10 protein-coding genes are annotated in these 21,686 nt (G+C 71.8%); 6 read left to right on the top strand and 4 right to left on the bottom strand.

The window, feature by feature from the left end; translation table 11 throughout:
• The first annotated feature begins 107 nt into the window (after positions 1-107).
• Genes LX15_RS00240 through LX15_RS00215 form a run of 6 tightly spaced genes read left to right on the top strand, consistent with a single transcriptional unit; the run spans position 108 to position 15,184 of the window.
• Positions 108-1,358 (top strand): DegT/DnrJ/EryC1/StrS family aminotransferase, encoded by a 1,251-nt coding sequence (locus LX15_RS00240; protein ID WP_301303777.1) that lies wholly within the window; start codon positions 108-110, stop codon positions 1,356-1,358.
• Between the two features lie 26 nt (positions 1,359-1,384).
• A complete protein-coding gene (locus tag LX15_RS00235) occupies positions 1,385-2,572 on the top strand; it encodes an FAD-dependent oxidoreductase (RefSeq protein ID WP_253667369.1) in 1,188 nt (395 codons plus the stop codon).
• Positions 2,569-10,086, top strand: coding sequence for a non-ribosomal peptide synthetase/type I polyketide synthase (locus LX15_RS00230; protein WP_253667368.1), 7,518 nt, complete (start codon positions 2,569-2,571; stop codon positions 10,084-10,086). Before LX15_RS00235 ends, LX15_RS00230 begins: the two co-directional genes overlap by 4 nt.
• Before the next feature lie 33 nt (positions 10,087-10,119).
• The gene (locus LX15_RS32910; protein ID WP_253667367.1) at positions 10,120-13,281 is read left to right on the top strand and encodes a non-ribosomal peptide synthetase; all 3,162 of its coding nucleotides are present in this window, start codon (positions 10,120-10,122) and stop codon (positions 13,279-13,281) included.
• Positions 13,278-14,444, top strand: coding sequence for an acyl-CoA dehydrogenase family protein (locus LX15_RS00220; RefSeq protein ID WP_253667366.1), 1,167 nt, complete (start codon positions 13,278-13,280; stop codon positions 14,442-14,444). Before LX15_RS32910 ends, LX15_RS00220 begins: the two co-directional genes overlap by 4 nt.
• Positions 14,441-15,184: a thioesterase II family protein gene (locus LX15_RS00215; protein WP_253667365.1), complete on the top strand. Its 744-nt coding sequence runs from the start codon at positions 14,441-14,443 to the stop codon at positions 15,182-15,184. Before LX15_RS00220 ends, LX15_RS00215 begins: the two co-directional genes overlap by 4 nt.
• Positions 15,185-15,188: 4 nt before the next feature.
• Here the strand turns inward: LX15_RS00215 and LX15_RS00210 are convergent, their stop codons facing one another.
• The 4 genes from LX15_RS00210 to LX15_RS00195 form a co-directional block, all read right to left on the bottom strand.
• Positions 15,189-15,749, bottom strand: a complete 561-nt coding sequence (locus LX15_RS00210; protein ID WP_253667364.1) for a response regulator transcription factor — start codon at positions 15,747-15,749, stop codon at positions 15,189-15,191.
• Between the two features lie 75 nt (positions 15,750-15,824).
• Positions 15,825-17,066, bottom strand: coding sequence for a metal-dependent hydrolase family protein (locus tag LX15_RS00205; RefSeq protein ID WP_253667363.1), 1,242 nt, complete (start codon positions 17,064-17,066; stop codon positions 15,825-15,827).
• Between the two features lie 1,502 nt (positions 17,067-18,568).
• Entirely contained in the window at positions 18,569-20,569 is a 2,001-nt protein-coding gene (locus LX15_RS00200) for a flavin monoamine oxidase family protein (protein ID WP_253667362.1), read from the bottom strand.
• Between the two features lie 240 nt (positions 20,570-20,809).
• Positions 20,810-21,598, bottom strand: a complete 789-nt coding sequence (locus LX15_RS00195) for a M15 family metallopeptidase (protein WP_253667361.1) — start codon at positions 21,596-21,598, stop codon at positions 20,810-20,812.
• Positions 21,599-21,686 lie beyond the last annotated feature (88 nt).

The raw sequence follows: 21,686 nt of genomic DNA, 5'->3' as shown, positions 1-21,686 counted from the left end.
TGGCTGGTAGCTCGGTCGGACGCCGGGTCCGCAAGATTGACGGCACGACCGATTCGTGGACAGCGCTGCCGCGGAACTCTGTAGGACACGACGGGAAGTGGGCTCCGATGCCACCACATCACTATCGCGTCCCGTACCCACAACGGGGAAGTTTGCTCGGCGACGAGGAACTGGGTGCACTCGCCGAGGTGTTGAAGTCGGACGTCTCCCTTTCCGGCGGTGTCTATCGCGAGACCTTCGAGCGGCGGTTCGCCGAACTCGTCGGCTCCCGGCACGCGGTGTCGGTGACCAGCGGCACCGTCGCGCTCGCGCTGGCCATCAACCTGCTCGGGCTGCGCGCGGGGGACGAGGTGATCGCGACACCGCAGACGTACAAGGCGACGATCCAGCCGCTGCTGGACCTGCCGGTCACCGTGCGCTTCTGCGACGTCGACCCGAACACCCTGAACGCGGACCCGGACAGCGTCGAGGCGCTGATCACCGAGCGCACCAGGGCGATCCTGATCGTCCACTACGGCGGCCTGCCCGCCGAGATGGACCGGATCATGCGGATCGCGCGGGCCCACGACATCGTGGTCGTCGAGGACTGCGCGCACGCGCTCGGCAGCGTCTACCACGGGCGGAGACCGGGCTCGCTCGCCGACATCGGCTGTTTCAGCTTCCACGCCAGCAAGAACATCACCACGCTGGGCGAGGGCGGCATGGTGACGGTCGACGACGACGCCTGGCGCGAGCGGCTCGACCGGATGCGCTCCAACGAGTCCGACGCGGTGTTCGTGCCCGCCGCCCAGCGGTTCGGCGGGTCGGACACCGCGCGGCCGTGGATGCTGCACGCGGGCAACTCCTACACGCACGACTGCGTGGAGATCCACTACTCCGGGACCAACGCGACGCTGGCCGAGCCCAGCGCGGCGGTGGGCATCGCGCAGTTGCGTCGGCTGGACCAGCTCGTCGCGCGGCGCAGGGAGATCGCGGGCCGGATCAGCGACGTGCTCCGGCGGTACCCGTTCGTCCGGCTCATCACCGAGCCGAAGGGCGTGGTGAGCGCCTACCACCTCTACACGTTCTTCGTCGACCCGGACGCGGGCATCGACCGCGACGCGCTCGTGGAGCGGCTCGCCCAGCTCGGCGTGCAGCTCCAGCTCCGGTACTTCCCGCTGCACCTGCTGCCGGAGTGGCGGGCGCGCGGGCACCGGCTCGGCGAGTGCCCGACCGCCGAGCGGATGTGGTTCCGGCAGCAGGTCAACCTGCCCTGCCAGCCGAGCCTGTCCGACCAGCAGGTCAACCACATGCTCGGCGCGCTGGACGCGGTCCTCACCGAGGCGTCGTCCCGCGACTCCGCCATGGCCAGACCGTAACTCTCCACAAAGGACGGCGTGAGCAGATGACCGATTCCAACGCGTTCGACATCATCGTCGTCGGGGGCGGCCCGGTCGGCCTGTCCTGCGGCTGGCAGGCGGCCGCCAGGGGACAGCGGACGCTGGTGCTGGACCGGCACGGATTCTTCAACGAGCGCAACGGGACCAGCGGGGCGGAGCGCCACTGGCGCCTCCAGTACACGCAGGAGGACCTGTTCCGGTTGACGCTGGCGACCGAGCCCCTGTGGCGGCGGTTGGAGAGCCTGGCCGAGCGCCGGCTCATCCACTCCATCGGCAGCCTCTGGTTCGGCGACGTCGAGGTCGACACGAACGAGGGCCAGATCGCCGAGACCATGCGGGTGATGGACAAGCTGGGCCTGAGGTACGAGGCGCTGGACGTCAGGGACATCGAGCGCCGCTTCGGGTTCACCAACCTCCCCCAGCACTACGCCGGTTTCCTCCAGCCCGACGGCGGGGCGATCGACGTGCGCGGCACCCTGGCCGCCCTCTACGGCCTGGCCCAGCACCACGGCTGCGTGCTCAGGGCCGGTGAGCGGGTGATCGACCTGGCCCCGGACGCCGACGGCGTGACGGTCAGGACCGACGAGCGGACCTACCGGGCGGCCAAGGTCGTGCTGGCCAACGGCCCCGGGATCAACGACCTGCTCGGCCCGCTGGGCGCCACGCTCGACATCAAGCTGTACGAGATGGCCCTGGTCTCGCTGCGGCGGCGGGACGAGAACGTCGACTTCCCGTTCTGGTTCGTGTTCCAGCAGCCGACCGAGGAGGACACGAACCTGTTCTACGGCTTCGGCCGCAACCCCTGGTCGCCCAGCGAGCTGGTGCGCCTCGGCCCGGTGTTCGAGGTGAACCCCCTCGACCACGCCGACCAGGCGACGAACCGGCCCGACCCCCGGCACGTGCGCCGGCTGACCTCGTGGGTCGCCGACCACCTCCCCGCGCTGGACCCGGAGCCCGCGCACACGGGGGCCTGTCTGGCCGTGCTGCCCAGCGACCTGGAACGCCAGTTCTACCTCGGTCTGGCCGAGGGACTCGTGCCGCACGGCGAGAACATCGTGATCTACAGCGCCGGGTGGGGCTTCAAGTTCGTCCCGCTCCTCGGCGAGATCTGCGTCGACCTCGCGCTCAACGGCGGCACTCCCCACGACATCGCCCGGCTTGCGCCCACCGCGACCCTGGAGGCTCAGCAGTGACCCGCGACAGTGCCCGCACCACCCCCGACAGCACCGGCGGGGCCATCGCGATCATCGGCATGGCCGGGCGGTTCCCCGGCGCCCGCGACGTCCCGACGTTCTGGCGCAACCTCCGCGACGGCGTGGAGTCGATCACGCGCCTGTCCGACGAGGACCTGCTGGCCGAGGGCATCCCCCGGGACGTGTTCTCCCGGGAGGAGTACGTCCGCGCCGCGCCCGTCCTGGACGACGTCGACCTGTTCGACGCCGCGTTCTTCAACATCAACGCGCGCGAGGCCGCGCTGCTCGACCCGCAGCAGCGGCTGTTCCTGGAGACGGCGTGGCACGCGCTGGAGGACGCCGGCCGCGGCCCCGGCACCGACTCCGACGTGGGTGTCTTCGCCGGCGCGAACATGCCGGCGTACCTGATGTCGAACCTGCTCGGCGGCAGCCGGATCGTGATGAGCCCGGCGGTCTTCGAGCTCCAGATCCACAACGACAAGGACTACCTCGCCAGCCGCACCGCGTTCCTGCTCGGGCTGACCGGGCCGGCGGTGACCGTGCAGACCGCCTGCTCCAGCTCGCTGGTGGCGGTCCACCAGGCGGTCAGGGCGCTGGCGGCGGGCGAGTGCGGCACCGCGGTCGCCGGCGGCGTCTGCGTCCGGGTCCCGCACCGCGTGGGCTACCTCTACGAGGAGGGGCTCATCTACTCCCCCGACGGCCACTGCCGTCCCTTCGACGCCGACGGACGCGGCACCGTGTTCGGCAACGGCGTCGGCGCGGTGGTGCTGCGCCGGCTGGAGGACGCCCTGGCCGACGGCGACAACGTGCTCGCGGTGATCCGGTCCTCCGCGGTCAACAACGACGGCTCGGACAAGGTCGGCTACACCGCGCCGAGCGTGGCCGGGCAGGAGCGGCTGGTGGCCGCCGCGCTGGCCAGCAGCGGCATCGAGGCGAACACGATCACCGCGATGGAGGCGCACGGCACCGCCACCCAGGTCGGCGACCCGATCGAGATCAAGGCGCTGGCCCGCGCGTTCGCCCCCTACACCGACGAGCGGGGCTTCTGCGCGGTCAGCTCGGTCAAGGGCAACATCGGGCACCTGGAGTCGGCGGCCGGCGTGGCCAGCCTGATCAAGGCGGTGCTCCAGCTCCGGCACCGCGAGCTGGTGCCCAACCTGCACTTCCGCACGCCCAACCCGCGCATCGACTTCGACAGCACACCGTTCTTCGTCAACACCGAGCTGACGGAGTGGAAGAACGGCGGGCACCCCCGCCGGATCGGCGTCAGCTCGTTCGGCATCGGCGGCACCAACGCACACGTGATCCTAGAGGAGGCGCCCGCGCCGAAGCCGGCTCCCCCGGCGGAGCGGGACGCGCAGGTCGTGGTGCTGTCCGCGAAGTCCCCGCGCGCGCTGGACGAGCTGACCGAGAACCTCGCCGCGCACCTGGCCGGCGTCAGGGACTCCGACCAGCCGCCGGCGCTGGCCGACATCGCCTCCACCACCCAGCTCGGCCGCGGTTCGCTGCCGTTCCGCAGGGCCGTGGTGGCCAGGGACCTCGGCGAGGCCGCCGAGCTGCTCGGCGGTTCGGACCCGGCGCGGGTCTCCAGCGCCGTCGCGCCGCCCGGCAAGCCGAAGGTGGTCTTCCTGTTCCCCGGCCAGGGCACGCAGTACCCGGGCATGGGCCACGACCTCTACCTCACCGAGGAGGTCTTCCGGTCCGAGGTCGACACCTGCGTGGACATCCTCAGGCCGCTGTTGGGCGTTGACCTGCGCGAGGTGATGTACCCGCCGGCCGGCGCCGACCTGGAGGCCGCCGCCACCCGGCTGGAGAACACCGCCTACGCGCAGCCGGCGCTGTTCGTCACCGAGTACGCCCTCGCCCGCCAGTGGGAGAGCTGGGGCGTGCGGCCCGACGCGATGGTCGGCCACAGCCTCGGTGAGTTCGTCGCCGCCTGCCTGGCCGGCGTGTTCGACCTGCCCACCGTCCTCCGGCTGGTCGCCACCCGGGGCACGATGATGCGGGAGCTGCCCTCCGGCTCGATGCTGTCGGTCGCCGCGCCCGAGGAGCGGGTGCGGGAGCTGCTGCCGCCGGAGCTGTCGGTGGCCGCGGTCAACGCGCCCACGCTGTGCGTGGTGTCCGGCCCGCACGAGGCGGTGGCGGCGCTGGAGGAGCGGCTGGCCGCCGCCGAGATCTCCTCGCGCCGGCTGCACACCTCGCACGCCTTCCACTCCGGCATGATCGACCCGATCGTGCCGCCGTTCACCGAGCAGGTGCGCGCCGCCACGCTGGGCGAGCCGGGCCTGCCGATCGTCTCGACGGTGACCGGGGAGTGGATCGGGGCCGAGCAGACCACGGACCCCGAGTACTGGGGGACGCACATGCGCCGCCCGGTCCGCTTCGGCGAGGCCGTGCGCAGGGTGACCGAGCTGGGCAGGACCATCCTGCTGGAGGTCGGCCCCGGCAACACCCTCGGCACCCTGTCGCGGCAGGCGGTCGACGCCGGAGCCGGCGCGACGGTGGTCAGCTCGATGCGCCGCCCCGACCAGGAGCAGTCCGACCAGGACACCCTGCTCTCGGCGTTCGCCGGGCTGTGGCTGGCCGGGGCCGAGGTGGACTGGACCCGGTTGCAGGCGCCGCGCCCCCGGGTGCCGCTGCCCACCTATCCCTTCCAGCACAAGCGCTTCTGGATCGAGCCGCGCGGGGAGGCCGGCGGCGAGCTGGTCATCGACACCCCGGCGACGACGGAGACCGACGAGTCCGACACCGCCGGCGGCGGGCGGCCCGAGCACCTGCTCACCGCCTACACCGCGCCGCGCAACGACCTGGAGCGCAGCATCACCGCGCTGTGGGAGGAGTTCTTCGGCTTCCACCCGATCGGCATCCACGACAACTTCTTCGAGCTGGGCGGCCACTCGCTGCTGGCGACGCAGGTGCTGAACCGGCTGCGCAGCGAGCTGGGCAGGACCGCGACGCCCGCCGAGCTGCTGTCCCGGCCGACGGTGGCCGCCCTGGCCGAGCTGATCGCCGACCAGGAGCCGGCGCAGGAGCCGGAGGTGCTGCCGACCATCACGCCGGAGCCAGAGCGCCGGCACGAGCCGTTCCCGCTCACGGAGATGCAGCAGGCGCAGTGGCTCGGCCGGCTGGGCAGCTTCGACATGGGTGGCGTCGCGCCGCACCTGTACCTGGAGTTCGACAGCGACACGCTGGACCTGGAGCGGCTGGAGCGCGCGTGGCAGCGGGTCGTCCAGCGGCACGAGATGCTGCGCATCGTCGTGCTGTCCGACGGCCGCCAGCGGGTGCTGAAGGACGTGCCGGCGTACCGGTTCGAGGTCCTCGACCTGCGGGGCGCCGACGAGGAGACCGCGCGGGCGCGGCTGGCCGAGGTGTCCGACCGGATGGCCGCCGAGGTCAGGCCGGCCGACACCTGGCCGCTGTGGGAGATCAGGGCCACCTGGCTGGGCAACGGCAAGCTGCGGGTGCACGTCAGCTTCGACCTGCTGTGCGCCGACGTGGCGAGCTTCTTCTACCAGGTCCTCCCCGCCTGGCGGCAGTTCTACGAGAACCCCGAGCTGCCGGCGGACCCGCCCGCGCTGTCCTTCCGGGACTACGTGCTGGCCGAGGAGAACCTGCGCGAGACCGCGCTGTACGAGCGGTCGCTGGAGTACTGGCGTGAGCGCGTCCGCCACCTGCCGCCGGCGCCCGAGCTGCCCACGGCGGCCGCGCCCGGCGAGCTGACCCGGCCCACGTTCGTCCGGCGGCACGCCAGCCTGGACCCGCGGACCTGGGCCAGCATCAAGGAGCGGGCCGGTGAGCACGGGGTGACCCCGTCCAGCGTGCTGGTCGCCGCCTACGCCGCGACGATCTCCCGCTGGAGCAAGAGCCAGCACTTCACGCTGAACTTCACCGCGGTCAACCGGTTGCCGTTCCACGAGGACGTCGACGGCATGGTCGGCGAGTTCGCCTCGTTCGAGCTGCTGGAGGTGGACACCCGTCGGCTGGACACCTTCGCCGACCTGGTGGCCCAGCTCCAGCGGCAGAGCTGGGAGGACTTCGAGCACCGCTACGTCAGCGGCGTGCGCATCCTGCGTGAGCTGAACCGGGTGCGCAGGGACACCACCGGCGGCGTCATGCCGGTCGTGTTCACCAGCGCCCTGTCCACCGAGCAGGACCCGGCCAGCGTGCCGTCCCCCGTGGCCTGGCTGGGCGAGCAGGCCCGGTTCATCTCGCAGACGCCGCAGGTCACGATCGACCACTTCGTGCTGGAGTTCGGCGGCGTGCTGGAGCTGGCGTGGCACGCGGTGGACGAGCTGTTCCCCGAGAACCTGATGGCCGAGATGTTCGAGTCCTACCAGGAGCTGCTGGTCGGGCTGGCGTCGCCGGAGGGCTGGGAGCGGCCGCCGACGATCGAGCTGCCCTCGGAGCAGTGGGAGATCAGGGAGCGCGTCAACGCGACCGAGGGTCCGGTCCCGACCGGCCTGCTGGTCGAGCCGGTGCTGGCCGCCGGCGTCGACCCCGCGTTGGCCTCCCGCGACGCCGTGATCACGGCGGAGCGCACGCTGACCCACGCGGAGCTGTCGGGCAGGGCCGTCGACCTGGCGCGCACCCTGGCCGAGCGGGGCTACGGCCCCGGCAAGCTGGTCGGCATCGGCCTGGCCAAGGGCTGGCGGCAGATCGTCGCCGCGGTGGGCGTCTCGGCCGCCGGGTGCACCTACGTGCCGATCGACCCCGACCTGCCGGAGAGCCGCCGGGCGTGGCTGATCGAGCACGCCGGGATCGACTGCGTGGTCACCGACGGCTCCGGAACGCCGGAGTGGCCGTCCACTGTGGACACCGTCGCGATCGCGGAGGACCCGGACTGGCGGTCGGTGGACGTCGCGTCCTGGCGCAGCCCGGCCAAACCGGAGGAGATCGCCTACATCATCTACACCTCCGGTTCCACGGGCACGCCGAAGGGCGTCGCGGTGAACCACACCGCCGCCCTGAACACCCTCGTGGACGTCAGGGAGCGGTTCGGGATCACCCCGGACGACCGGGTGCTCGGCCTGTCCTCCCTGAGCTTCGACCTCTCGGTGTTCGACGTCTTCGGGATGCTCGGCACCGGCGGCGCGCTGGTGCTCCCCGAGCCCCACGCGCGGCGCGACCCGCAGCGGTGGATCGAGCTGGTCCGCGAGCACGGGGTCACGGTGTGGAACTCGGTGCCGGCCCTGCTGGAGATGCTGGTGACGCACCTGGAGAGCACGGCGTCCGCCGAGGGCGGCGCGGTGCTGCCGCTGCGGCTGGCGATGCTCAGCGGTGACTGGATCCCGGTGCGGCTGCCGGACCGCGCCCGCGCGCTGGCCGAGGACCTCACGGTCTACAGCCTCGGCGGCGCCACGGAGGCGGCGATCTGGTCCATCCACTACCCCATCGGCGAGGTCCCGCCGGAGTGGACGTCGATCCCGTACGGCTTCCCGCTGCGCAACCAGACGTTCCACGTGCTCAACGAGCGGATGGAGCCGGCTCCGGTGTGGACGGCCGGGCAGCTCTACATCGGCGGCGTCGGCCTGGCGTCCTGCTACTGGAACGACGAGCAGCGCACCGCGGAGTCCTTCGTCACCCACCCGACCACCGGGGAGCGGCTCTACCGCACCGGGGACCTCGGCCGCTACCTGCCCGACGGGTCGATCGAGTTCCTCGGCAGGGAGGACTTCCAGGTCAAGATCGGCGGGTTCCGGGTGGAGCTGGGCGAGGTCGAGCACGCCCTCGCCCAGCACCCCGCGGTCGCCAACACGGTCGCGGCGGCCCTGGGCCAGCGCACGCAGCAGCGCCTGGTGGCCTACCTGGTGCCGAACGAGCCGGTGACGGACCAGGCGGCCCTGGTCGAGTCGGTGCGCGAGCACCTGACCCGCACGCTGCCGAACTACCTGATCCCGGCCGACATCGTGGTGCTCGACGACCTCCCGCTGAGCAGCAACGGCAAGGTGGACCGCTCCGCGCTCCCCGCGCCCGAGCGGGTCGGCCACGGCGGGGCCGCCGAGGACGCGGTGGACGAGCGGCTGCGGATCAGCCTCGACCGGCTGCTGACGTTGGCCAGGTCCGTGCTCGGCGTGGAGAGCGTCGGGGCCTCGGACAACTTCTTCGAGCTGGGCGGCGACTCGATCATGGGCATCCAGCTCGTGAGCCAGGCCAACGCCGAGGGACTGGCGATCGGCCCGCAGGACCTGTTCGAGAGCCCGAACTTCCTCGACCTGGCCCAGCGCGTCGAGGCGGTCGGCGGCACGGCGGTGGTGGACGCGGACGCGGTCCCGCTCACCCCGCACCAGGCGGAGCTGGTGGCCGCCGGGTCGGTGAGCTGGGTCGAGACCGGTGTCGCCGCCGGGTTCGACCCGGAGCTGGCCGAGCGGGCGCTGCGCGAGGTGACGGCGCGGCACACGGCGCTGCGCCTGCGGCTGGGCGCCCTCCAGGACGGCACGCCGGGCCTGCTCGACGCCGGGACCGCGGAGGGCGTGCTCTCCGAGATCGACCTGAGCGGGCTCGCCGCCGACAGCCGCGCGGAGGCGTTGACCGAGCTGGTCGCCGAGATGGCCGAGGAGCTGGACCTGTCCGCCGGTGAGGGCGCCAAGCTGGTGCGGGTCACCACGGGTGAGGACGAGGACCGGCTGGTGTGGCTCGGCTCGGCGGCGGCGCTGGACGACAGCTCGTGGCGGGTGCTGCTGAGCGAGTTCGCCCACGCCTACCGCGGCCTGGCCGACGGCGGCGCGGTGACCTGGGAGGGGCGGCCCCCGTGCTTCCTCGACTGGTCGCGGCAGCGGGCCGACCGGGCGGCGCGGGGCGAGGTCGAGCCGGTCGAGGCGGTGCGGCTGGGCGAGGCCCAGGTGACCACCGTGGACGCCGAGGCCGTCGCCGCGCTGCGCGAGTCCGCGTTCTCCGCCTACCACGTCGACCTCGGCGAGGCCGTCGCCGCGGCGCTCGTCCTCGCCCTGCGGACGCAGCGGCAGGACCCGCCGGCGGTGGTGGTGGAGCGCTCGCTGCGCAAGGCGGCCGTGGAGAACTCGGCGGGGCGGTTCACCGAGCCGGTCGGGCTCACCGTCTCCGGTCCCGCCGACCCGGCCGAGGTGCTGACCTCGGTCAAGCGGGACTACCGACAGGCCGACGCGCCCACGGACGGCGCCCGGCGGGTGCTGCTGCGGGAGGTCGTCGAGGCCGACTGGCGGTCGGCCGAGGGCGGCCCGCTGACGCTGACCGGGTTCGCCGGGCCGAGCGGGGTCACCGCGCCGGCGGGCACGGTCGCCGAGGTCGGCGCCGCGCTGGTCGACGGCGAGCTGCGGATCCACTGGCGCCCCACCGAGGGCGCCGAGGGCACCGAGGGCACCGAGGGCACCGACGGCGCCATTGACGTCGCCGCCCTCTCCCGGGCCTTCACCGACGCGGTGGTCGCCCTCACCGAGCACTGCCGCGAGGCCGGGTCCGGCAGCTACGAGCCGTCGGACTTCCCGCTGGCCGGGCTGGACCCGACGGAACTCAGCAAGTTCCTCGGCTCGCTCGACTAGGTCCGGTCCATCCCGACGACGAAAGGCACGCACGTGAGCTCCAACCGAGTCACCAAGGGCATCGAGGACGTCTACGAACTCACCCCGATCCAGCAGGGGTTGCTGTTCGAGCAGCTCAAGCGCCCCGAGGCGGGGGTCTACATCGAGCAGCTCGTGCTCACCTTCGCGGGAACGCTGCACACCGACGCGTTCGCCAGGGCGTGGCAGAAGGTGGTGGACCGGCACCCGATCCTGCGGACGTCGTTCCACTGGCGCGACGAGGGCCTGCCGCTCCAGGTGGTGCACCGCGAGGCCGAGATGCCCCTGGAGGTCCTGGACTGGCAGGACATCCCCGTGGCCGAGCAGCGGAAGAAGCTGGAGGACTGGCTGGACCGGGAGCGGATCGAGGGCTTCGACCTGACCAAGGCCCCGCTGATGCGGATCACGGTGATCCACAGCGAGCCGCAGACCTGGCAGTTCGTCTGGCGGCTGTCGCACCTGCTGATGGACGGCTGGTCGTTCGGCCTGGCGGTCACCGACTTCATCACCGCCTACCGGGCGGAGTGTCTGGGCCACGAGCCCCAGTGGGGGCCGATGCGCCCGTACCGGGACTACGCGGCCTGGTGGAGCCAGCAGGACGGCGAGGACAGCCTGACGTTCTGGCGGAACGAGCTGGAGGGCTTCCAGCCGCCGGAGCCGCTGTTCCTGGGCGGCCAGCCGATCGAGGACGGCAAGCCGAGCCACGGGTTCGTCGAGCTCCAGCTCGCGGCGATCGAGCCGGGGCTGAAGGAGCTGGCCCGCACCAACCAGCTCACCCTGAACACCATCGTGCAGGGCGCGTGGCTGATCGTGCTGGCCCACTACTACGGCACCACCGACGTCGCCTGCGGCTTCACCATGGCGCACCGGCCGCCCGAGCTGCGCGGCAGCGAGACGATCCTCGGCCCGCTGATCGCGACCATGCCGGTGCGGGAGAAGCTGGAGATGACCAGGGCGGCCCTGTCCTGGCTGCGGGACCTGCAACGGCACATCGCCGCGGTGCGCGACCACACGACGATGCCGCTGTTCGGCGTGCAGCGGGTGCTCGGCTTCCCGCTGGACGTGCCGCTGCTGGAGAGCAGCGTGTCCTACGAGAACATGCCGATGCCGGACTTCGCGTTGCAGGAGACCGGCATGAAGCTCACCGAGATGCGGTACGACGGTCGCCCGCACTACCCGATCACCATGGTGATCATGCCGGGTGAGGGCATGCCGCTGCGGGTCATCTACGACCGCAGCCGGTTCTCCCCCGAGGCCGCGCACCGGTTCTGCGACCAGCTCAAGGACGTGCTGACCGCCATGGTCGAGCACCCCGAGCTGACCATCGGCGAGCTGTCGCCCGGCGCGGCCGAGGTCACGCCGGTCAGTGGCGGCGCCGACCTGGAGATCGACGGGCGGACCCTGCACGACACGTTCGTCGACCACGCCCAGCGCGACCCGGACGCCGAGGCGATCACCTTCGGCGACCAGCGGCTGAGCTACCGGGAGCTCGACGAGTACAGCGACGCGATCGCGGCCAAGCTGATCAAGGCCGGGGTGAGGCCGGGTGGCAGGGTCGGCCTCTGCCTCGAACGGTCCAGCCACCTGGTGGCGTCGATGATCGCGGTGTTCAAGGCCGGCGGCGCCTACGTGCCGCTCGACCCCGAGTACCCCGCCGACCGGTTGGCCGACATGCTGGCCGACGCCGGGATCGACGCGGTCGTCACCTCGACCGAGCTGGCGGCCAGGGTGCCGGAGTTCGAGGGCACCGTGGTCAGGCTCGACGGGAAGATCGGCACCAGGCCCGCCCGGCTGAAGCTGCCGGAGACCAGCCCGGACGCGCCGGCGTACGTGCTCTACACCTCGGGTTCCACCGGCCGGCCCAAGGCCGTGGTGGTCACCCACCGCAACGTGCAGAGCCTGCTCGCCGCGGCCAGGGAGACCTTCGGGGCCGGCGCCGACGACGTGTGGACTTTCAGCCACTCCTTCGCCTTCGACTACTCGGTGTGGGAGATCTGGGGCGCGCTCGGCAACGGCGGCCGCCTGGTCGTCGTTCCACAGTGGACGGTCCGCTCGCCGGAGGAGTTCCACAGGCTGGTGCTGACCGAGAAGGTCACGATGTGCAGCCAGACCCCGACGCTGTTCGAGCACTTCGCCGCCGCCGACGCGGAGTGGGACGACGCGAAGGAGTCGGTGGCCTCGCCCTCGGCGCTGCGCAACATCTTCATCGGCGGCGACCGGCTGCACACCGCGATCCTCCGCGGCTGGATCGAGCGCCACGGCGACGAGCGGCCGAAGGTGTACAACCTCTACGGCGTCACCGAGGCGGCCGTCGTGTCCACCTACCACCGGATCACCGGTGAGGACGTGCGGCGCGACGCTCCGGTCCCGATCGGCAGGGCGCTGCCCAACCAGCGCGCCTACCTGCTCGACGACCAGGGCCGCGCGGTGCCCTCGGGCGCCACGGGCGAGCTGTGCGTCGCCGGCCCGGCCGTCGCGGTCGGCTACCACAACCGCGAGGAGCTGACCGCCCGTCGGTTCGGCGTCGAGCCGGTGGCCCCCGGCGAGCGGCTGTACCGCACGGGCGACCTCGCCAGGGAGCTGCCCGGCGGCGCGCTGCAACACCTGGGCCGGGCGGACACCCAGGTGAAGATCCGGGGCTACCGGGTCGAGCTGGGCGAGATCGAGTCGGTGCTGGCGGCCCACCCCGCCGTCCGCACCGCGGTCGCGATCACCCGCGCCGACGGCTCCGGCGCGGCCAGGCTGCTGGCCTACGTCGTGCCGGCCAACGGCGCGGTCGAGATCGGGGAGCTGCGGTCGTTCGCGGCGCAGCGGCTGCCCGAGCACATGGTGCCCTCGGCGATCGGCCAGATCGACCGCATCCCGACCACGGTCGGCGGCAAGGTCGACACCAGGGCGCTGCCGGAGCTGAGCGTCGAGCAGGACTCCGACGCCGACCTGGTGGAGCCCAGGACCGCGATGGAGCGGGCGCTGGCCGAGGTGATCGGCGAGCTGGTGGGGACGACCAGGATCGGCGTGTACGACCGGTTCGCCTACCTCGGCCTGCACTCGGCGCACCTGATGCGGCTGATGACCGTCATCCGCTCGCGCTGGGGCGTCTCGCTCCCGCTGCGTGAGCTGTACGTGGCGCCGAACCTGGAGGCGCTCGCCCAGCTCGTCGAGAGGGAGCAGGCATGAGCACCGCGACCCCACCCCCGGCCCTCACCCGGCTCTCCCCCGAGGACGCGGCGTGGCGCGACCACGTCCGGGAGTTCGCCCTCAGGGAGATCGCGCCGCTGTCCGACGCGATGGACCGCGACGCCGCCCTCGACCCCGGTCTGCGCGCCAAGCTGTTCGAGGCGGGGCTGATGGCGGTCGAGGCCCCCGCCCGCTACGGCGGCCGAGGCGGCTCGCTGTTCCAGGTGGTGCTCACGATCGAGGAGGTCGCCAGGGTCGACCCCGGCGTCGCCGTCGGCGTGGACGTGCACAACGCGCTGATCGTGGCCACGCTGCTGCGGATCGGCACCGGGGACCAGAAGCGGAAGTACCTCCCGCTGCTGACCAGCCGGCACGTCGGGGCGTTCTCCCTGTCCGAGGAGCACGCCGGCAGCGACGCCTTCAACGTCAGCACCACCGCGACCGCCAAGGACGGCGGGTACGTGCTCAACGGTCGCAAGCGGTGGACGAGCAACGCGGCGCAGGCCGACCTGTTCCTCGTGTTCGCCCGCGTCGAGGAACACGGTGTGTCCGCGTTCCTGGTCGAGCGCACCGCCGAGGGCCTGTCGATCGACCCCCGCACCGAGCAGATGGGGGTGCGGGCGGCCTCGACCGCGGACGTCATCCTCGACGACGTCGTGGTGCGGCGGCAGCAGTGCCTCGGCGGGCTCGGCGGCGGCGAGGGCGTGGCGATCGCGGCCCTGGACATCGGGCGGATCGGCATCGCCGCCCAGATGGTCGGCCTGGCCCAGGGCGCGCTCGACCTGGCGCTGGGCTACAGCCGGGAGCGCGAGCAGTTCGGTCAGCGGATCGGCTCCTACCAGGGTGTGCAGTTCACCCTCGCCGAGATCGCCACCGAGGTGGCCGCGGCCCGCGCCCTGCTCTACGACGTCACCAGGACGGTGGAGGCCGGCGCGACCGTGTCCGAGCGGCTGCGGTTGTCCGCGATGGCCAAGTACTTCGCCTCGCAGGTCGCGCAGAAGGCGGCCTCCGGCGCGGTGGAGGTGCTCGGCGGCAACGGGTACACCAGGGAGTACCCGGCGGAGCGGTTCTTCAGGGACGCCAAGGCCGGCACGATCTACGAGGGGACGTCGAACATCCTCCTGCGCGGCATCGCCGGCTCGCTGCACAAGGGCGGGTCATGACGGGGAGGATCCGGCGCCCGATCCGCCGACCCGGCACGGCGCGGGTGAGGCTGTACTGCCTCGCCCACGCCGGCGGGGACGCGCGGATGTTCGCACCCTGGTCGGCGCGGCTGCCCGAGCACATCGAGGTGTGCCCGGTGCAGTTGCCCGGCCGGGGCGAACGGCTCCAGCACCGGCCGCTGTCCACCCTGCCCGAGGTGCTCGACGAGATCCTCGCCGCCGTGGACACGTCCCTGCCGTTCGCCCTGTTCGGACACAGCCTCGGCGCGATCCTGGCCTTCGAGGCCGCCGACCGCCTGCGGGACCACCCGCCGGCGCGGCTGCTGGTCTCCGGCCACCGCGCCCCCCACCTGCCCCTGCGGGAGGAGGTGATCCACCACCTCCCCGACGAGCAGTTCGTGGCGCGGCTGGCCGAACTCAACGGAACACCCCAGGTCGTGCTGGACAATCCCGGTTTCCTCCGGATGCTGCTGCCGGTGATGCGCGCCGACTTCACCATCTCGGAGACCTACCGCTACCGGGACCGTCCCCCGCTGTCCTGCCCGATCACCGCGTTCGGCGGGACCGAGGACCCCGACGTGTCCCACCGCGAGCTGGTCGAGTGGAGCCGGCACACGACGGGCGCGTGCCGGGCCGAGCAGTTCCCGGGGGACCACTTCTTCCTGACCCGCGACCCCGACCCGTTGCTGGCCTCCGTGGCCCGCGAACTGGCCGAGTTCGCCCCCACCTCGGTGGGTTAGCGGGTCAGGACGCCACCTCCCGGCACGGAGGCGGTGGCTGGTCGCTCAGGAGGTGCTCCGGCACCAGCGACGCCCTGATCGCGGTCACCACCGCCTCCGTCCGGTCGGCGACGCCGAGCTTGCGGTAGACCATGTGCAGGTGGGCCTTGACCGTCTGCTCAGCGATGTGCAGCGTCCTGCTGATCCGCCGGTTCGACGCGCCCTGCACCAGCAGTTCGAGCACCTGCCGCTGGCGCGGGGTCAGTCGGATCGACGACCGGGCGGACCGGAGTTCGGGGTACACGACGTTCGACAGGCTCGCGAGGTTCGAGACGGCGGTGACATTGGGGACGTTCGGGACCTCATGGACGTCCGGGACACCGGCGGCGGCCGAGGAGGAGGACGTGGGCTCCTGGCGGGCGACCCGCCGTTCGGCGCGTTCGGCGGGAGCCTGCTCCTGGAGCGTGGTCAGCCGGGAACGCGCCTCGCGGGCCAGGTCACCGACGACCTGGAAGTGCGCCAGGATGTCGTCGATCGTCTTGAGAGCGGCGGAGAGGTCTCCCTCTTTCTGCGGCTTCAGTGACATGGTCATCCTTCGGGAGCTGACGGCGGGATCGGGTGGGTCAGGCGGGATCGGGTGGGTCAGGCGGGATCGGGTGGGTCAGGCGGGAGACTTGACGGGCGCGCCGCGCTTCCACACGTGCGTGACGTCGTCGGGGCGCGCCAGGACCGTGATGTCGTCGAGGGGGTTGGCGGACAGGGCGATGACGTCGGCGTCGTAGCCCTCGGCCAGCAGACCCGACCGGGGCGCCTGGGGGCCGAGGGTGAGCGGGGCGGCGGCGGTGCCCGCCTCGATGGCCTGGAGCGGGGTGAGCCCGGCGGCGACCAGGTGGGCGAACTCCTCGCCGTTGTGCCCCCAGCCCAGTGGCGAGCTGTGCGAGCTGGTGCCCAGGTCGGTGCCCATGGCGACGCGCACCCCCGCCGAGCAGGCCAGGGCCATGGCCTCGCGGTGGCGGTCGGCGATCTCCTCCAGCTTCCCTCGGGCGTCGGGCGGCAGCAGGGCCTTGCTGGCGAGGAACGCCTCGAAGGCGGTGCGCGTGGGCACGAGGATGGCGTCGCACTCCTTCATCGCGTCGACGACCTCCTCGTCGACCTCGGTCCCGTGCTCGATCGTCCTGCACCCCGCCCGCAGCGCGGCCATGATCCCGGCCTTGCCGTGGCAGTGGGCGGCCACGATCCGGTCGGCCCTCGCCGCCTCCTCGACGATCGCCTCCAGCTCCGCGTCGCTGTACTGGGGGTGCCGGGGGTGGTCGAGTTCGCTGATCACGCCGCCCGAGGTGCACACCTTGATCAGCTTCGCGCCCATCCGGAGTTGGAGCCGCACCGCCCGCAGGCACTCGGGGACGCCGTCGGCGACGTGCAGCATGCCGTTGGCGCGTCGCGGGTCGGTGACCCACTCGTAAGGCAGCGAGTGCGCGTCGGCGTGCCCGCCGGTCTGGCTGATCAGCCTGCCCGCCGAGTAGATGGACGGTCCGGTCAGGGTGCCCTCGTCGATCACGGGCGCGAGGAAGATGCCGTAGCCGCTCATCTCCCGGACGCTGGTGAAGCCGGCCAGCAACGCGACCTCCGCGTCCCGCACGGACCGGGCCACGGCCACCTCGGAGCGGGTCAACATCAGGTTCTGGGTGCTGACCGAGCCCGGCAGGCCGGCGAAGTGCGTGTGGCAGTCCCACAGCCCGGGCATGACCACCGGGACCCGCACGGTGTCGTCGTCGGGGCCGGCGGCGGGCGCCTCGGCCTCGGGGCCGGCGAAGGCGATGCGGTCCCCGTCGAGGACCACGACCCCGTTGGCCACCGGCTCGCCGGCGCCGGGGATCAGCAGATCCGCGTGGATTCGGTGCACTTGTGACCTCCTGGGTCAGGGCGGGAGTCGACCGGAACGTGCGCCGGACAGGATCGGGCGACGCGCTCGCACCGCCCGTGACGAGATGGTCGTGCCGCTGTTCGGGACCAGGTGGCCGTTTTTCGCGTCGGAACGGCCCCGCGCGACGGTTCTACGGTACGCCGTGCGCTCGCAATGCTTCCCCCAGCGAAAAATCCTCGACGACAACGGCACCCGGTCGAGCGCGCCGCGGTTCGCTCAATCCGCGCTCACTGTCCGGTGATTGCGAGTCTGCCCAAGGTGACTCGGAGTGACAAGGTGGGCGAAAGAGCTGAGACAGCAGTCCACATGGGCCGGAAAAGCACAATGAAAATTGTCCGACCACCTCATTCGCGAAGCGGCCGGACGCGAAATTCCTACACCCCTCGGGGCGACCCGGTCAATCGTCCGAATGTGCGGTCCCCCTTTCGCGGCCCCTCGCCCCGGCGGACCGCCGCGGCCCCCGGGAGTGTCCGACGAACTCCCATGCGGAAGTCCGACGCGGGCGCAGTCTGGCAGTTGAACCCGACTTCAAGTCAACCAAGGAGCGGCGCGCTCCCGCACGGAACACTTTCCGAGGTCTTTCCCCCGGCTCTCGGCGAACTCGGCGAGGACCCCGACGAATGGTCCGTCCAGGTGAGAACGCGACGGAGGCGCGAGCCCGCACGGAGGCCGGTGCGCGAAGGACGCCCAGCGCGGCGCTGACGAGCTACTGACCGGTCACCTGTCGTCCCGAATCTTCCGGCGCCGTCGCCTTCCCCGGGAGGGGCGTCCGCGAAGAAATGGACGACAGAGACCGTCCCCACCTCCTGTCGGAAGTGCCCGGCCTCGCCGACGGCCACGAGAACAGAACATGACAGACGCCAATAGTCGTACGGCCGGTACATGTTCTGGGCCCAGCCGCCGAGAAATCCTTCTCCTGTCCGGTGCGATTCCTCACCCGAATTGTTGCCGCACGTGGCCGCTCCCCCTTTCCTCGACCGACGCCCGACCTCTCCCCCGCGATCTTCTTTCCGATTCGCCGCCAGCGGGGAACAACAGCGCCCTCACCGACTCGATCACGCCTCGTCCACGGCGATATCGAGGCGTTATCCGGACCCCAGCGACCGTCCACCACTATTCCCCAGCCCATTACGCGGTGTCACCGCCCCAGCGACAATGCCCTCCCCGCGCCGCCCGCGCGCGCAACGGCAGAACCGAGTCCGACAGCTCTGGCGCGCGCCGGCGGCCAACGTGCACCGAGGTGGCCGCGCGGACACCCGGAACGCGCGTCGGGCCGAGTTCCCCGCGCGTTTCCCTCTCCCCAACCTCTGTCGGCCGCCTCCACTCCTGATCCGTGCCCAACCGGGCCGACCCGATTCCACCCGCACGCGGGCAACGGGACGCCGCCCCAACTCCACGACCGGCGCCAGACCCAAAGAAACGGGGTCGGGTCGGCGGTTCCGCCGACCCGACCCCGCCATCCCGGCGACAGCCCCGGGAGATCAGGTGCGGGTGTTGACGTCGATCGCCGCCTGGACGGCGGTTTCCAGGGCTCCCTCGATCCACGCGTGCTTGAGGGAGACGTGGTCGCCGGCGAAGAACACCGGCCCCTCGGGGGTGGGGATCGAGGGTTGCAGCTCGGTGAGCTGCCGCGGCGTGAACACCGCCGCCTCACCGCCGGCGTAGCGGTTGCGCAGCCAGCTCTGGGTCGGGGCGTGGCCGGTGAAGAACGCCTCGATCCGCCTCCCGTAGATCGCCTGGAGGCCGCGCAGGGCGTAGGCGGAGCGCTCGGCGTCGTCGAGGGAGTCCCAGCGGTTGGCGTCGTCGGCCCAGCTATAGCTGGCCAGCACCACGCCGCCGGGGCTGCCCTGGACGGGATGGGAGGGGAAGTACATGAACCGGTTGGGGCCGTCGGTCACCGAACCGCCGCCCACCGTGCCGGTCGCCTCGCCCTTCCCCCGCTCGCGGTAGTGGTCGTAGAGGCCGGGCCTGATCGCGTTCAGCTCGCGTTGCCAGTCCTGTTCGGTGAACTCCCACCAGCGGCGCCGGAACTCCAGCAGCACCTTGGTCGCGGAGTCGTAGTGCAGTTCGGTGATGGCGCGGCGCTTGCCGTAGGAGAAGCCGGGGGTGACCTCGACGTGGCGCAGCACCGAGAACGGGATGGTGACGATCGCGACGTCACCGGTGAACACCTCCCGCTCGGCGGGCTTGCCGGAGACGGAGTCGTCGCCGCCGGACTCGCTGACGGTCTCGATCCACACGCGCGGCCCGTCCTTGCGGACGTGTTCGCACCCGGAGCAGTCGCGGTCGGGGTCCCAGAACTCCATCCGCGTCATCCTGCGGTTCATCCGGACCTCGTCCTTCACCGACGGCAGGAGCGCGTAGGGCAGGCGCGCGGTTCCCCCGTCGATCTCCCAGTAGGTCGCCGAGGTGCTGACCAGGCTGCGCGTCAGGAAGCTGTGGATGAACGACAGGGCGAGGCGGGAGGTCAGGTTCTCCACCGTGCCGATGAGGTCCACGGCGTTGGTCGACAGCCCGGCCTGCTCGGTGAGGAAGCGCTCCATCGAGTGGCCGTCGAAGTCGTACAGGACCCTGGCCCAGCCCTCGATCCACTGCGGCACCGGCTTGTTGACCCGTTCCCCGTTGGCGCCGCGCACGGAGAAGTAGTCGCGGACCGGTTCCAGCGCCGCGTCGAGCATCTGGGCCGCCGTGACCGTCAGGTCCTTGCCGGACAGGCCGAAACCGGTGTTGGTCTGTGCCGGGCGCGCGGCGTAGTCCGCGCGCCGCGTCAGGTTGCCGTTGGTGTGGATCCAGGTCCGTGCCGCCGGGGTCGGGGCGCGGAAGTCGGTGTCGCGGGGGCCGCGGCGCCATTCGGCTCCGGTGAAGGACCGGTAGACCACCGGCGGTAGGGGAGCCTTGTCGTTGCCCGTGCCGGGGGTGATGTCGACGTTGTAGAACAGGCGGCGCTTCAACCCGAGTTTGTCGACCAGGGCTAACGCCAACGGGTGGAAGTCGGGCAGCCGCATCGCTCCGGCCTCCGCGTACTGGCGCACGTCGGCGAAGAACGGCTGCCGTCCGGTCCACTCAGGACCGGACCGGAAGGTCTTGATCCGGCCGCCGACCCGGTTGGCGTTCGCCTCGATGATCGTGACGTGGTGCCCGGCCTGCTTGAGCAGCATCCCCGCCACCAGTCCGGAGATCCCGGCGCCGACGACGAGCACCTTCTTCGGCCGGGAGGTCCTGGGCAGCCCCTCGTCGATGAGGACCTTCAGGTACTCCAGCTTCAGGTCCTCGCCCTTCGGGCCGACCAACAACAGCTCGCGCGCCAACCGCAGGCACCGCTCCCACCGCTGGGGGTCGCGTGCCGGTGTCGCCGCCCACCCGACGTCGGGCAGGGCCGTGGTTCCCGCCAGCGACACCGCGGTCAACCCCGCGGCGGCGGTGAGGAACGACCGGCGCCCGAGCCCGTCCGTCGACGCTTGCCTCGCTTCATCCGTAGCCACGGCGCCAAGATCAACCAGAAATCGATCACCCCACCAAGTGGGGGAGACCGATCATGACACTTTCGTGCAGGCCGATTCACTCAGACGTGGCGGATAGCGTGGTTTGTGATGGAATCGGCAACTTCTTCGTTCCCACGACAAGGGCAACCCCACCCCCACCGCGCGACCTGCGCAGGTGTTCGCGGGTGATGGCCCGCCCGGCGCAGGTCGGCGGTGGCGAGGCCCTCTGGGCCCCCGGGATCACCGCACGGAGCGACGCGTGACCGGGAAGTCGAAGTACGTGTCGGGGAACGGCTCGTCGCGCAGGGTGTAGTGCCACCACTCCAGCGGATAGTTCGTGAAGCCGGCGGACTCCATCGCGGCGCGCAGCCGCTGCCGGTTCTCGCGGGCCGTGGCGGAAACCCGGGGGTCGTCGGTGTGGGCGCGGGTGTCGAAGCAGTCGAAGCCGGTGCCCATGTCGACGCTGTTGTCGGGGAACCGCTCCCCCACCGGCGCGAAACAGGGGCGCAGCCGTTCGCCGGGGACGTAGGGACGTTGCGGTCGGACCGGGAGCCGCACCACCGTGAGATCGACCGTGCTCCCCCTGCTGTGTCCGGACTTCTCGGCGATGTAGCCGTCCTCGAACAGCCGGGACTTGTCAACCTCGGGGTAGAACTCCGCCTTCATCCGGTCGTCGCGCACCCGCTTCGCCCACGCCACGAAGTCGTTGACGGCGCGCTGGGGCCGGAAGCAGTCGTACACCTTCAGGGTGTAGCCCTGGCGCAGGAGCATCCGCTGGGCCTCGCGCAGGGCGAGGGCGGCCTGCCGGGTCAGCAGGCAGGTGGGCTCCTGGTAGCCCCGCACGGGACGGCCGACGAAGTTGTGGAGACCGGCGTAGCGGATCTCCTGGCGGATCGTGGGATCGACGTCCCGCAGGGCCACGAATCCCGGTGGCGCCTTCTCGTCCGCGACGGCCGGCGTCGGGACGGAGACCAACCCGACCAGGACGAGGACCGCGAGCCACACCGTGTGCTCTGAGCGTCGCTTCACGCGATGTTCCTAACACAACGAAATCGCGCTCCAGGAGCCCCGAGGAACCACCGCCGGCGGCCCGACGCCGCACCCGCCGTCGCACCCT

It is taken from the genome of Streptoalloteichus tenebrarius, assembly GCF_024171885.1.
Lineage (GTDB): Bacteria > Actinomycetota > Actinomycetes > Mycobacteriales > Pseudonocardiaceae > Streptoalloteichus > Streptoalloteichus tenebrarius.
The sequence above is the reverse complement of the archived record's forward strand: the minus strand, read 5'-3'. Positions and strand labels throughout refer to the sequence as shown.

Bases quoted from the DNA above. Each gene is read 5' to 3' on its own strand.
- LX15_RS00240 (WP_301303777.1), top strand. From the start codon at position 108: ATGCCACCACATCACTATCGCGTCCCGTACCCACAACGGGGAAGTTTG.
- LX15_RS00235 (WP_253667369.1), top strand. From the start codon at position 1,385: ATGACCGATTCCAACGCGTTCGACATCATCGTCGTCGGGGGCGGCCCG.
- LX15_RS00220 (WP_253667366.1), top strand. From the start codon at position 13,278: ATGAGCACCGCGACCCCACCCCCGGCCCTCACCCGGCTCTCCCCCGAG.
- LX15_RS00215 (WP_253667365.1), top strand. From the start codon at position 14,441: ATGACGGGGAGGATCCGGCGCCCGATCCGCCGACCCGGCACGGCGCGG.
- LX15_RS00210 (WP_253667364.1), bottom strand. From the start codon at position 15,749: ATGTCACTGAAGCCGCAGAAAGAGGGAGACCTCTCCGCCGCTCTCAAG.